Annotated in this window: 13 protein-coding genes; 7 read left to right on the plus strand and 6 right to left on the minus strand. The window is 67.9% G+C overall.

Features of this window, described 5'->3' with window-relative positions; genetic code table 11:
* Together CKO31_RS23755 and CKO31_RS23760 are read right to left on the minus strand one after the other, a co-directional pair.
* Window positions 1–582, minus strand: a 582-nt coding sequence (locus CKO31_RS23755) for a PIN domain-containing protein (RefSeq protein WP_200242574.1), incomplete at its 3' end; no start/stop codon positions are given.
* The gene (locus CKO31_RS23760) at window positions 572–823 is read right to left on the minus strand and encodes a UPF0175 family protein (RefSeq protein WP_200242577.1); all 252 of its coding nucleotides are present in this window, start codon (window positions 821–823) and stop codon (window positions 572–574) included. The genes CKO31_RS23755 and CKO31_RS23760, both read right to left, overlap by 11 nt.
* Window positions 824–1,086: 263 nt before the next feature.
* Between CKO31_RS23760 and CKO31_RS27335 the strand changes: the two genes are divergently transcribed.
* The 3 genes from CKO31_RS27335 (at window position 1,087) to CKO31_RS23770 (ending at window position 2,079) form a co-directional block, all read left to right on the plus strand.
* Window positions 1,087–1,215 (plus strand): hypothetical protein, encoded by a 129-nt coding sequence (locus CKO31_RS27335; RefSeq protein ID WP_274607805.1) that lies wholly within the window; start codon window positions 1,087–1,089, stop codon window positions 1,213–1,215.
* Window positions 1,216–1,432: 217 nt separating this feature from the next.
* Window positions 1,433–1,702 (plus strand): AbrB/MazE/SpoVT family DNA-binding domain-containing protein, encoded by a 270-nt coding sequence (locus CKO31_RS23765; protein ID WP_200242617.1) that lies wholly within the window; start codon window positions 1,433–1,435, stop codon window positions 1,700–1,702.
* Entirely contained in the window at window positions 1,699–2,079 is a 381-nt protein-coding gene (locus CKO31_RS23770; protein ID WP_200242579.1) for a type II toxin-antitoxin system VapC family toxin, read from the plus strand. The genes CKO31_RS23765 and CKO31_RS23770 overlap by 4 nt, the downstream gene beginning before the upstream one ends.
* Before the next feature lie 163 nt (window positions 2,080–2,242).
* On the opposite strand, the gene CKO31_RS23775 is transcribed toward CKO31_RS23770, so the two are convergent.
* Window positions 2,243–4,330 (minus strand): NAD(+) synthase, encoded by a 2,088-nt coding sequence (locus CKO31_RS23775; RefSeq protein ID WP_200242588.1) that lies wholly within the window; start codon window positions 4,328–4,330, stop codon window positions 2,243–2,245.
* Between the two features lie 285 nt (window positions 4,331–4,615).
* On the opposite strand from CKO31_RS23775, the gene CKO31_RS23780 reads away from it, so the two are divergent.
* The 4 genes from CKO31_RS23780 (at window position 4,616) to CKO31_RS23795 (ending at window position 8,844) form a co-directional block, all read left to right on the plus strand.
* Window positions 4,616–5,581: a hypothetical protein gene (locus CKO31_RS23780; protein ID WP_200242590.1), complete on the plus strand. Its 966-nt coding sequence runs from the start codon at window positions 4,616–4,618 to the stop codon at window positions 5,579–5,581.
* A complete protein-coding gene (locus CKO31_RS23785; protein WP_200242592.1) occupies window positions 5,578–6,423 on the plus strand; it encodes a class I SAM-dependent methyltransferase in 846 nt (281 codons plus the stop codon). The genes CKO31_RS23780 and CKO31_RS23785 overlap by 4 nt, the downstream gene beginning before the upstream one ends.
* Before the next feature lie 151 nt (window positions 6,424–6,574).
* Window positions 6,575–8,428, plus strand: coding sequence for a carbamoyltransferase family protein (locus CKO31_RS23790; RefSeq protein WP_200242596.1), 1,854 nt, complete (start codon window positions 6,575–6,577; stop codon window positions 8,426–8,428).
* Between the two features lie 5 nt (window positions 8,429–8,433).
* Entirely contained in the window at window positions 8,434–8,844 is a 411-nt protein-coding gene (locus tag CKO31_RS23795) for an SxtJ family membrane protein (protein WP_200242598.1), read from the plus strand.
* A 14-nt stretch (window positions 8,845–8,858) separates the two neighbouring features.
* On the opposite strand, the gene CKO31_RS23800 is transcribed toward CKO31_RS23795, so the two are convergent.
* From CKO31_RS23800 to CKO31_RS23810, 3 genes are all read right to left on the minus strand, one after another.
* Complete coding sequence (locus CKO31_RS23800) at window positions 8,859–10,244, minus strand: aromatic ring-hydroxylating dioxygenase subunit alpha (RefSeq protein ID WP_200242606.1); 1,386 nt, start codon at window positions 10,242–10,244, stop codon at window positions 8,859–8,861.
* A gap of 46 nt (window positions 10,245–10,290) precedes the next feature.
* Window positions 10,291–11,094, minus strand: coding sequence for an ABC transporter permease (locus CKO31_RS23805; RefSeq protein ID WP_200242607.1), 804 nt, complete (start codon window positions 11,092–11,094; stop codon window positions 10,291–10,293).
* On the minus strand, window positions 11,091–11,770 hold a 680-nt coding region (locus tag CKO31_RS23810; protein ID WP_306341784.1), incomplete at its 5' end, for an ABC transporter ATP-binding protein. The genes CKO31_RS23805 and CKO31_RS23810, both read right to left, overlap by 4 nt.

The raw sequence follows: 11,770 nt of genomic DNA on the forward strand, positions 1-11,770 counted from the left end.
AGGTTCAAGCATCTCTCTCGCAACGCACGCTTGCCTTGCAAGATACCCCGCGCCGGGAGCGATGTCCAGATCCGGGGATAACCCGTGCTCCCGGTAGTGGGTTTGCGCCAGAACGGTTCCGCCCTGCGTCACATCGTCGCCGATCCAGAGGCCGGCTCCGCGTAGCCGGTGCAGTCCGTCTCCAACCGAGGGGATGAGACCGCGGCGCTTCGCCAAAATCAGCGTACCTCCAGTGCCGAGTGTTTGGACCCCCAAGGTACGTGCACAGCGGCGGGCATCGCGATCATCGAGCACGGCACGTAGTTCTGGATGCTTCAGTGCATGGCTGATGACGGCCGTCTCGCCGGGCCCGAGGCTCCAGTCCAACACCCGAGGCGATGGCTCGACCGGTTTTCGTTGGGCCCAAGAGCAGCTTGGCAGGGCGGTCGCGGCGGCATCGCCGACGCCTCCCGCGGCGATCTCGGTCCAGACCGCATCGGGCACGATAATCCGCGAAAACAGCCTTGGTAACAGGTCTCCATAGCCGGCCCGAAACAGCAGGATCAGCGGCGATGCGTTGATGACAACGGCCTCAATCGGCATCCGACAGCTCGTCCAGCAGTTCCTGCGCGGTGTACTGCATCGGGCTAACGCGATAGCGGGAAAGGGCGTCGATGAAGGCCGCGCGGCTCAGACCTGCGATCTCAGCGCCGCGGCCTTGGGAGACTCGGCCGAGCTCGTACCACTTCACGGCAGCAGCGGTACGCAGCTCTTGCGCGAGCTCGTCCGGGGCTTGATGCAGCGTTGCACAGGCGGCTTCGGGGATCTCAAGTGTCAGCTGCATGGATGGGACTCCCAGCGGGTGCAGGTGGCATGCGATACGTTTGACGAAAGTCTACCGTGTGGAGGCTCGAGGCATCGGATGTCCTTCAGATAGTTATGGGGACGTTATACTCATTAACGTGTCGGGGGAACGCGCGGGCTTCACCTTTGACGTCGGCCTGTCAATGGGCGATGCGAACAGTTTTCCGCCAAACCGCACCGGACGCGCAGCCAATGCGCTTGCCGGCGGTAAACGGCGACATCGCGCACCCTTAGGAGAGGTGAGTGAGCGCTTCAACTGGCGCTGCCATGCCTACCCCCGAGCGCGGCGAGGCCATGGCTCGGGCTTTCGCGACCGGCGTCTACACGATGCAGGAGATCGCGGCCTTCTTCGGCGTGCATTATCGACCGTGAGCCGGGCCGTGTGGCGTTTCGACGTTGAGCACCGCTCCAACACGACGGCGGCCTCGAGGTCCCGACTTGCTTGAATGCAATGCTGACCCCAGTCGCTGTGACCCCAGTCGTGCTGAAAGCGCCGCACGAGCGGGTCAGCGAAACGCAGCCACCAGTGACTGGCACCTAAGGCTGAGCTGTGCCACACTAATTTTTCTGTGGCACACCGGTGTTTGACATGGTAAGTAATGGTTCAAGCAACGAGGTTCAGGTCGGCGCGCAAGGGCGGCTTGTCATCCCAGCGGCGCTGCGCAAGGCCCTGGCCTTGAAACCCGGGGATCGGCTGATCGCGCGGCAGGAAGGCGAGTCACTGGTGCTGGAGCGGCGCGAGGTGATCGAGCAACGGCTGCAGGATCGCTTTCGGCACATTCCCAGGGAGGTGAGCCTGGTGGATGAACTGATCGCGGAGCGCGGTGCCGAGGCGGCGAAAGAGGCATTGGAGGAGTGACATGCATCCTCGATGCATCGAGTTTGCTGGCGTTTCTGCACGATGAGCCCGGGGCTGATGGTGTTCGCTCGGCCTTGGCGGGCGCCCTGGTTTCAGCCGTGAACTGGTCTGAGGTCGTCCAGAAATCACTGCGACGTCAAGCCGACGTCAGGGGGATGCGTCAGGACTTCATCGACGTGGGCGTGATCTTCATCCCTTTTTCGGAGGAGCACGCCGAAAGCGCTGCTCATTTGTGGGATAAGACCCACCATCACGGGTTGTCACTCGCCGACCGTGCCTGTTTGGCGCTGGCCATGGAACGTCAACTGCCGATTCTGACCGCAGACCGAGCTTGGTCCAGGCTGAGTTCGGGTTTGGACATACAGTCCATCCGCTGACCGGACCCCTCCAGCGACAGGGCCGAATCATCCAAGGCCCATATTGCCGCGGACCTGGAAGCCACCATCAGCGAGGAGGTAACACGCGTCGTCGGCTGTCGATGGCGGCCCCTGTCGCCTGGGTGCCCATCCGACTTGCAACCCGGTGGAGACCCTAGCCCGGCTACGCATCCGGCACATCCCGCCGCAGCTCCTCAAGCCACACATCCGGCTCCGAATCGCTCGGCGCCCGCCAGTCACCGCGGGGGCTCAATGATCCGGCACCCACCTTGGGGCCGTTCGGCATGCAGGTGCGCTTGAACTGGCTGATCTGAAAAAAGCGCCGGCAGAAGACCCTGAGCCAGTGCTTGATGGTGGCCAGGTCGTATTGGTTGCGGCGCTCCGGCGGCAGGTTGTCGGGCCACTCGCCGGCGTCCTTGTCGTGCCAGGCGTGCCAGGCGAGGAAGGCGACTTTGCTGGGCTTGAGCCCATAGCGGGTGATCCAAAAGGCGTTGAAGTCCTGGAGCTCGTAGGGGCCGATCTTGGCCTCGGTGCTCTGGATGCCGGCGCCGTCGTCGGCATCGGTCTCATCCGCCGGCACCAGCTCCGGGGAGATCTCGGTGTCCAGGATGGCCTGGAGGGTCTGGTTGGTGGCGGCGTCGAACTGGCCGGTGGCGATGACCCAGCGGATCAGGTCCTGGATCAGGGTCTTGGGCACCGAAGCGTTGACGTTGTAGTGGGACATCTGGTCGCCGACGCCGTAGGTGGACCAGCCGAGTGCGATCTCGGAGAGGTCCCCGGTGCCGAGCACCAGCCCTCCGCGCTGGTTGGCGAGCCGGAACAGGTGGCTGGTGCGCTCGCCGGCCTGGACGTTCTCGAAGGTGATGTCATAGACGGACTCGCCGTCGGCATAGGGGTGGCCCAAGTCCTTCAGCATCTGCTCGCAGGAGGGGCGGATGTCGATCTCGTCCGCTGTGACGCCGAGGGCGCGCATCAAGGCCCAGGCGTTGTCCCGGGTCTCGGTGCTGGTGGCAAAGCCCGGCATGGTGTACGCGAGGATATTGGCGCGCGGCAGCCCGAGCCGGTCCATGGTCTGCGCCGCCACCAGCAGCGCCTGGGTGGAGTCGAGCCCGCCCGACACGCCGATGACGATTCGCTGGATGCCGCTCGCCGCGAGCCGCTTGGCGAGCCCGTGCACCTGGATGTTGTAGGCCTCGTAGCACAGCGCATCGCGCTCGGCGGCCGCCGCCGGAATGTACGGAAAGCGGCGGACCTCGCGCTTCAGCCCCAGGTCCCCCGCGGGCAGCTCCAGCTCGAAGCGCACCTGCCGCAGGCCCCGCAACCGCTCCCGATGCGCGGCGGCGTTGTCATGAAAGCTTGTCGTGCGTAGGCGCTCGGCTTGCAGCACTTCCAGATCGATGTCCGCCCGTATCAGCTGCGCGCCGCTGGGGAAGCGCTCGGACTCCGCGAGCAGCCGGTCCTGCTCGAAGATCACCGCGTGGCCGTCCCAGGCCAGATCATTGGTAGACTCGCCGGGGCCGGCGGCGGAGTAGAGATAGGCCGAAATGCACTTACCCGCCTGCGCGGCGATGAGGTCGTTGCGATACGCCGCTTTGCCGATGGTGATGTTGCTGGCGGAGAGGTTCAGCAGCACCGTGGCGCCGGCGAGCGCCGCATAGGTGCTGGGCGGGATGGGCGTCCACAGATCCTCGCACAGCTCCATGTGCAGCGTCAGGCCCGGCACATTGGTGGCGGTGAGCAGCAGGTCGTTGCCGAAGGGCACCCGCTCACCGAGCAGCTCGATGTCCGTCGACACGGCGGCATCGGCGCCCGCGAACTGGCGCTTCTCGTAGAACTCCCGGTAGTTGGGCAGATAGGTCTTCGGCGCCGCCGCCAGCACCCGGCCCGCGTGCACGGCCACCGCGCAGTTGAAGAGCCGCCCGTCCACCGGCAGTGGCAGGCCCACCGTAAGCAGGGGGCGCAGGGTGCGGCTCGCCTCCACCACCTCGGCCAGCGCATCCAGCGCTGCCGCCAGCAGCGCCTGCTGGTGGAAGAGGTCGTCGTTGCTGTAGGCGGTGAGCCCGAGCTCCGGGAACAGCGCCACCACGGCGCCGGCATCATGGGCCTGCCGAGCCAGGTCCACGGTGGCCCGGGCATTGAAGCCGGGCTCCGCGACACGGACCTCCGGCACGCAGACCGCGGCGCGGATGAGCCCGTGGCGGTAGAGGTTGTGGAAGTCCGGCTGCGATGTCCGGCCCTTGTGGTCGCCCATGTGCACCCTCCCCTACGCCGTTGCGGCTTCGATTCTACGGGCAAATGACCCGCGACGATTGCGGTTGACCCCGATCAATTGTTAGGGTCCCATTTCACCGTGCGACTCCACCAGTTACACCGCAAGCCCCTGTAACGAGGCCTATCATGAGCAAGCTCGCCGCCCTTTGGAACGACCTTCAGGCCTCCTTCAAGGCCTTCCTCGACCGCCGCAAGCGCAAGCGTAAGGAGAAGGACGAAGATCCGTACATCTATCCTCACTTCTGACCGATCATCGCGCCGGCGCATGACCACCGATGTGATGGGGGTCGGGCTGGACCAGGGGCCGGCCTACCTGCTCTCCGCCACGCGTATCCCGCCAAGCCCGAATCTCCGGCCCGGTCGGGTGGGTCGGCTGCACTGGTTCTGTGCGGACTCGGAGGAGAACTACCGCAAGCGACCACATCCAGCGCTCGGACCCGAGGACGTGGTCTACCAGATCAACAGCGACGGCTATCGCTGTGCCGAGCTGGCCGGGCGCGATTGGGCATCGGACCCGAGCATACGCATCGTCGGTATCGGCTCCAGCGGCTTGTTCGGCGCCGCGCTGCCGGAGGAGAACACCTGCCTTGCTGTGCTCGCTGACCGGTTGCGAGATGAGCTCGGTCGCCCCGTGACGTACTGGAACCTCAGCAACGGCGGCTCGAGCGCGGACTATGTGAGCCGTATGCTGTTCTCGGTGCTTACGGTCATGCGCCCGCACCTGCTCGTGCTGACCGCCTTTCCCATCAACCGCCGCGAGCTCTTCGGCGACAGCGGGCGTCCTTTCATCGTGGACGCGCGCCCGCATTGGCAGCACCGGCTGTTGGACCCGGAGCGATCACGGCTGCATCGGGCCGCGCGAACGGTCTGCAATCCCTACAACAACCTGATGAATCTGCTCGTGAACATGAAGACCTGGGAGTCGCTGTGCGACGACGCGGGTGTGCCCTGGCTCTTTATGACCGAAGCCTACACCCGCCACATCGAGGGCCTGCTGCCGATGCTGCGGGACCCGCGTAAGGTGGTCGGCCCCGGCATGCATGCGCTCATCGAGGCGCACCGCAACGACCCGACGGAGGGTCTTGCGCGTGACATGATGCACGCGGGGAAGCGCCCGAACCGCCTCATGGCCGAACAGTTGCTCGAGACACTGAAGGCGCTCTATCCCGCGGCGCTGGCAAGCTGGCGGAAGCCAGCACCAGCACCGGACGACAAAGCCGCTGCCGCATGACGGGCGAAACCTACGCGAACGACAGCGTCCTCGCCTTCTATAAGGCGCTGCCGTTCAACTACCAGTCCTCGGCACAGGACCAGGCCGCGGCGGTGCGGCGCCGCAACAGCCTGGAGGCCTATCCGCCGCTCAAGCCGCTGCTGCGGCAGGGTACGCAGATGCTGGAGGTGGGCTGCGGCAGCGGCTGGCTCAGCCACGCGGCGGCGGTGCACCAGGGTGCCGATGTGCTCGGCATCGATTTCAACCCGGTGGCCGTCGAGCGCGCCCGGGCCGTGGGCGAGGCGCTCGGCTCGTCGGCGCGCTTCGAGGTGGCGGACCTGTTCCTGCTCCGGCCCACTGCGCCCTCCGAGGTGGTGGTGTCCCTCGGCGTGCTGCACCACACCAACGACTGCCATGCGGCGCTGCGGCATGTGCTGCGGCATTGCGTCGCCCCCGGCGGCCACGCCTTCATCGGCCTCTATCACGGCCCGGGCCGGGCGCCCTTCCTGCGACATTTTCGGGAGCTGCGCGAGCGTGGTGCCACCGAGGAAGAGCTGTTCGCCGCCTACCGGGCGCTGCATCCGTCGCTCGCGGACGATGTGCACGCGCGCTCCTGGTTCCGCGACCAGGTGCTGCATCCCCACGAGACCCAGCACACCCTCGCCGAGCTGATGCCGCTACTTACCGAGGAGGGCATGACGCTCGTGAGCACATCCATCAACCGCTTCGCACCCATCGAGTCGGTGGACGCCGTGCTGGCGCTGGAGGAGGACTTCAGGGAGGTGTCGCGGCAGCGCCTCGCCGAAGGGCGCTACTTTCCGGGGTTCTTCGTGCTCCTCGTGCGCAAATCCGCGGCCGGCTAGCCGACGGCGCTCGCCGCCGCCCGGGGTTGTCCGTGCTCCGACGTGCCACGGGGACTACAATGGCGCTGGCCTTATGGCATCTCCGCCAGATGCCGTTTTGCCCCAGCGGTGCACCCGTCGCGACACGCCCCCTCTTGCTGTGCCCCATCTCATGCCAACGCACATCCTCGGCCTCTCGGCCTACTACCACGACAGCGCCGCCTGTCTGGTGCGCGACGGCGAGATCGTCGCGGCGGCGCAGCAGGAGCGCTTCTCGCGCAAGAAGCACGACGCCCGCTTTCCGGCGGATGCCGTGCGCGCCTGTTTGGACATGGGGGGGATCGCTTTCGGCGATGTCGACCATGTCGTCTTCTACGACAAGCCGTTGGTGAAGTTCGAGCGGCTGCTGGAGACCTATCTCGCCTATGCCCCGCGGGGCCTGCCGTCCTTCCTGAAGGCGATGCCCATCTGGCTCGGCGAGAAGCTCTTCCTGAAGGAGATGCTGCGCCGCGAGCTGGCCGCGCTGCCGGGGGCGCCGGCCAACGGCGACCTGCCGGCGCTTGGATTCGCGAGCCATCACCAGTCCCACGCGGCCTCCGCCTTCTTCCCGAGCCCCTATCCCCGCGCCGCGGTGCTGTGCATGGACGGCGTCGGCGAGTGGGCGACCACCTCGGTCTGGCTCGGCGATGGCAACCGGCTCGTGCCCCAGTGGGAGATCCAGTTTCCCCATTCGCTCGGATTGCTCTACTCCGCGTTCACCTACTACACCGGCTTCAAGGTCAACTCCGGCGAGTACAAGCTGATGGGCCTGGCCCCCTATGGCGAGCCCAAGTACCGGGATCTGATTCTCGAGCACCTGCTCGCGCTCAAGGACGACGGCAGCTTCCGCATGGATATGCGCTATTTCAACTATGCCAACGGGCTGACCATGACTAGCCGGGCCTTCGACGCGCTCTTCGGCGGCCCGCGCCGCGCGCCGGAGTCCCCCGTCACCCAGCGCGAGATGGACCTGGCGGCGTCCATCCAGGCGGTGACGGAAGAGGTGGTGCTGCGCCTCGGGCGCACCGTCCACCGCGAGCTCGGCACCGACGCGCTCTGCCTCGCCGGCGGCGTGGCGCTCAACTGTGTCGCCAATGGCCGGCTCCGGCGCGAGGGGCCCTTCACGGACATCTGGGTGCAGCCGGCGGCGGGGGATGCCGGCGGGGCGCTGGGGGCGGCGCTCGCCGTCTGGCATCAGTATCTCGACCGGCCGCGCAGCACCGGCGCAGATGGCCAAGATCGCATGCGCGGTGCCTATCTGGGGCCGGTCCACAACAACGCCGAGATCGAGGCCTTCCTGCAAGCCCAAGGCGCGCCCTACCGCCGGCTCGACGATGACGCCCTGATGCCGGAGCTGGCCAAGCTGCTGGGCGCGGGCCGGGTCATCGGCTGGCTCCAGGGGCCCATGGAATTCGGCCCGCGGGCGCTCGGCGGGCGCTCCATCATCGGCGACCCGCGCAACCCCGAGATGCAGTCGGTGATGAACCTGAAGATCAAGTACCGGGAGTCCTTCCGGCCTTTTGCACCGGCCATCCTCGCGGAGCAGGTGTCGGACTGGTTCGAGCACCAGGGGGCGAGCCCCTACATGCTGATGGTGGCACCCGTCGCCGAGCCGCACCGGCTGCCCATGGACGCCGCGCAGCAGGCCCGGTTCGGTATCGACAAGCTCAGGGTGCCGCGCTCGCGGGTGCCGGCCATCACCCACGTGGATTATTCGGCACGGCTGCAGACCGTGCACAAGGACACCAACCCGCGCTTTCACCGGCTCATCGAGACCTTCGCCGCGCGCACCGGCTGCCCGATGGTGGTCAACACCTCCTTCAACGTCCGCGGCGAGCCCATCGTCGCGACACCGGCCGACGCCTACCGCTGTTTCATGCGCACGGAGATGGACGCTCTGGTGCTGGAGAACTGCCTGCTGCTCAAGTCCGAGCAGCCGGCGGTGGCGCAGGACGACGCTTGGCAGCAGGCATTCGAGCTCGACTGATCCAGATGACCACGCACGACATCCCCGAGCTCGACGCCGCCGGCCTGCGCCGGTTTGCGCTTACCACTGCCGCCATCGTCGCTGCGCTGTTCGGCGTGCTGCTGCCCTGGCTCGGCGGCTTCGGCTGGCCCCTTTGGCCTTGGGGCTTGGCACTCCTGCTGGCGCTTTGGGGGCTTATTCGCCCGGCGGGTCTGCGCCCCGTCTACCGCGGCTGGACGCGCTTCGGGCTGCTTGCGGGCCGCATCATGACGCCGTTGTTGCTGGGGCTGGTGTTCTTTCTGCTCTTACTGCCCATCGGGCTCGTCATGCGCCTGGCCGGGCACGACCCGATGCGGCGCAAGCTGGACCCGGATGCCGCAACCTACCGCGTGCCGAGCCGCGCGCTGCGGCCGGAGTCCATAGAGAAGCCCTACTGAGCGACCGCCGCCGGCTATTCGAACCGCCGCCGCATCCAATGCGCACCTGCGGTGCCGGCGACGGCGAGCCCGGCGAGGCCGGCCAGCGTCGCGCTGACCCACTGCCCCGGCACCAACAGCGCGGCCACCAGCAGCCCGGCGCCGGTGTATGGCAGGGCGCGGCTCAGCTGCACGGCGCGCACGTGCATGCGCGAACAGGTGCAGCAGATGCGGGTATGCAGCCGGTAGCGGTCCACTGGGCTCTCGGCGCCGATAGCGGGGTCCGGCGGCGGGGTCGGGCTCTTCGCGCTGGTGAGGCCGCGGTAAAAGGGCAGTGACGCGCCGTAACGGTCAAGCCAGCTGCGGTAGGCGAGCACGAGGGGGTCGGAGCTGCGGATGGGCAGCCATAGGTCCCTGAGCGGCTTGTCCTCGCGCTCGGCGGTGGCATGCTGGCCGACAACGACGCCCATGTCCTGCTCTAGGATGGTGCACTGTGTCCAATGCTCCAGCCAGCGCGGCTTGCGCCGCTCGGCCTTGGATGTGAAGTTGCTGAACTTGCGGTAGAGCATGCGACAGCGGTTGCGTCCGAGCGGGATGGAGTAAAGCGCCAGCCCGGCAATGCGGCCCGGATCTCGATACACCGAGCGGTAACGCACCAGATTGGGCGCATGAAACTCCATGCGGGCGTCCTCGAGCGGCCCCTGCGGCGCATTATCTTGCGTCCTGCCGCCAGCCGGTGCGCGGCGAAAGCGTGCGATGATGCCGCGGGCGTCGTTTTGCAGCACCTCGAAGTCCAGCGGCCCCGCCAAGGACCGGTGACCGCCGCCGCGCATGCCGTCGTGGGCGATGTGGATGTGGGCGATGTCGATGACGTTTTCGGTGAAATAGCTCTGGTCGTAGGGCAGGTCCATCTGGAAGTCCACCCGGGTGACGCCGTCGGCGTCCAGCTCGTCCACCAGGGGCAGCAGGGTCTCGTCGGCGGCATCCGGATTACCCGGCCAGACCCAGGCAATGCCCTGTGCCGCCACCACCGGATAGCTCGTCACCGCCGCTTTCGGCGGGATGCTGCGTCCCGCCGGCAACTGCGGGATGTGCTGGCAAGCGCCGTCGTTGTCGTACTGCCAGCCGTGGTAGAGGCACTCCAGCCGGCCGTCGCGGATGCAGCCGTCGGAGAGGCGCGCCGCCCGATGACCGCACTGATCGCGCAGGCAGCCGAGCCCGCCGTCGTCGCCGACGAAGAGCACCATGCGCTCGTCGTAGAGGGAGAAGGCGTGCGGGCGCCGCCGCGGCAGGTCCTGAAGGAAGGCGATCGGATACCAGTGCCGGCGCCAGTCGAAGGTATCTTCGGCGCGGTCCGGAGCAGCGTTAACGTCCGCTTCGCGCCTGCTGTCGGTGGGACTGACTGGGGTGTCCAGGGTCATGGGGGTCTCCTCGTCTCGTTGGCTGCTGCGGCTTGGCCCGCCTGCATCAGCGCCGGCCGGGCCCGAGCCGGTCCAGCCGCAGCCGGGCACGTTCGTCGAACAGCCGCCGCGAGCCGATCCAGACCGCCGCCAGGCTGCCGAGCCCGGTGCCGGAGGCGATGAGGAACATGATCAGCAGCTGGTACTTGGCCGCCTCCATGGGCGGGCTGCCGGCGAGGATCTGGCCCGTCATCATGCCGGGCAGGCTGACCAGGCCGGCGGTGGCCATGGCGTTGACGATGGGGATCAGGCCGGCGCGCAGGGCGTCGCGGCGGATGTCGGCGATGGCCTCGCCCCAAGTGGCGCCGAGCATGAGGCGCGCCTCGATGCGCTCGCGGTTGTCGTGGGCCTGGCGGGTGAGGCCGTCCAGGGCGACGGCGATGCCGGTCATGGTGTTGCCCAGCAGCATGCCGAGCAGCGGGATCAGGTATTGCGGCTGATACCAGGGCTCTACGCGGATGATCACCGTCAGCGCCAGCACCGTGATACTGAAGGACGACAGGAACATGGACAGCGCGCCGATGCCGTAGCCCCAGGGACCGCGGTAGCGCCGGGTCTGCCGGGCCATGACCTCCCAGCCCGCCACCGACAGCATCACCAGCGCCAGCAGGCCGATGAGCGCCGGGCTGGTGGTGTCGAACAGGATCTTCAGCACCAGCCCCAGCAGCACCAGCTGCACGGTGCTGCGGGCGGCGGCGACGAGCATGCGCCGCTCCACGCCGAGCTTGAGCCGCCAGGACAGACCCGCCAGCAGCAGCACCAGCGAGGCCGCCAGGGCCAGATCGAAGGGGCTTAGGGAGATCAGGCTCATGGGTGCGGCTCCGCGGCATCCGTCGCCGGCAGCTCGGGGGTGATGCGGCCGTCGCGGATCAGCAGCCGGCGGCCGTTCATGCGCGCGCGCTGCTCCGGGTCGTGGCTGACCCAGAGCACCGCCGCCGCCTCGTCGGCGCGGTAGTCGGCGATGACCGCTTCGACGCGGGTGCGGTTGTCCGGGTCCAGGTTGGCGCTGGCCTCGTCCAGCAGGAGCACCTCGGGCCGGTTCGCCAGCAGCCGCGCCAGGGCCAGGCGCTGGCGCTCGCCGGTGGAGAGCCGCCGCACCTCCCAGTCCAGCACCTCCGGGCCGAAGCCCACGCGCTCGAGCAGGGCCGTGCGGTCGGTCTCCGCAGCCGCCGCCTGCGGAAAATGGGCCCCCACGCTGTCCGCCCACCAGCCGGATTCCGCCGGCAGCAGCCCCACGCGCCTGCGCCAGACATGCGCCGGCACCGACGAGCGGGCGGTCTCCCCGCACCAGGCCTCGCCGGTGCTCGGGTCCAGGTCCGCGATGGCGCGCAGCAGCAGGCTCTTGCCGGCGCCGGAGGGGCCGGCGAGGAACACCAGCTCGCCGGCCTCGATGCTCAAATCCACGGGCTCTAACAGGCGCAGTCGCAGGGCTTGCAGGCGGAGCGCGGACATGGTTCGGCGGGGCGGGTTGGACAGCGGCTGGGGTG

This window comes from Thiohalocapsa halophila, from assembly GCF_016583825.1.
Classification (GTDB): Bacteria; Pseudomonadota; Gammaproteobacteria; order Chromatiales; family Chromatiaceae; genus Thiohalocapsa; species Thiohalocapsa halophila.

What these genes read in the sequence shown, in the direction of transcription:
- CKO31_RS23760 (WP_200242577.1), bottom strand. Translation starts at nt 823, where the DNA reads ATGCAGCTGACACTTGAGATCCCCGAAGCCGCCTGTGCAACGCTGCAT.
- CKO31_RS23765 (WP_200242617.1), top strand. Translation starts at nt 1,433, where the DNA reads ATGGTAAGTAATGGTTCAAGCAACGAGGTTCAGGTCGGCGCGCAAGGG.
- CKO31_RS23775 (WP_200242588.1), bottom strand. Translation starts at nt 4,330, where the DNA reads ATGGGCGACCACAAGGGCCGGACATCGCAGCCGGACTTCCACAACCTC.
- CKO31_RS23780 (WP_200242590.1), top strand. Translation starts at nt 4,616, where the DNA reads ATGACCACCGATGTGATGGGGGTCGGGCTGGACCAGGGGCCGGCCTAC.
- CKO31_RS23785 (WP_200242592.1), top strand. Translation starts at nt 5,578, where the DNA reads ATGACGGGCGAAACCTACGCGAACGACAGCGTCCTCGCCTTCTATAAG.
- CKO31_RS23790 (WP_200242596.1), top strand. Translation starts at nt 6,575, where the DNA reads ATGCCAACGCACATCCTCGGCCTCTCGGCCTACTACCACGACAGCGCC.
- CKO31_RS23795 (WP_200242598.1), top strand. Translation starts at nt 8,434, where the DNA reads ATGACCACGCACGACATCCCCGAGCTCGACGCCGCCGGCCTGCGCCGG.
- CKO31_RS23800 (WP_200242606.1), bottom strand. Translation starts at nt 10,244, where the DNA reads ATGACCCTGGACACCCCAGTCAGTCCCACCGACAGCAGGCGCGAAGCG.
- CKO31_RS23805 (WP_200242607.1), bottom strand. Translation starts at nt 11,094, where the DNA reads ATGAGCCTGATCTCCCTAAGCCCCTTCGATCTGGCCCTGGCGGCCTCG.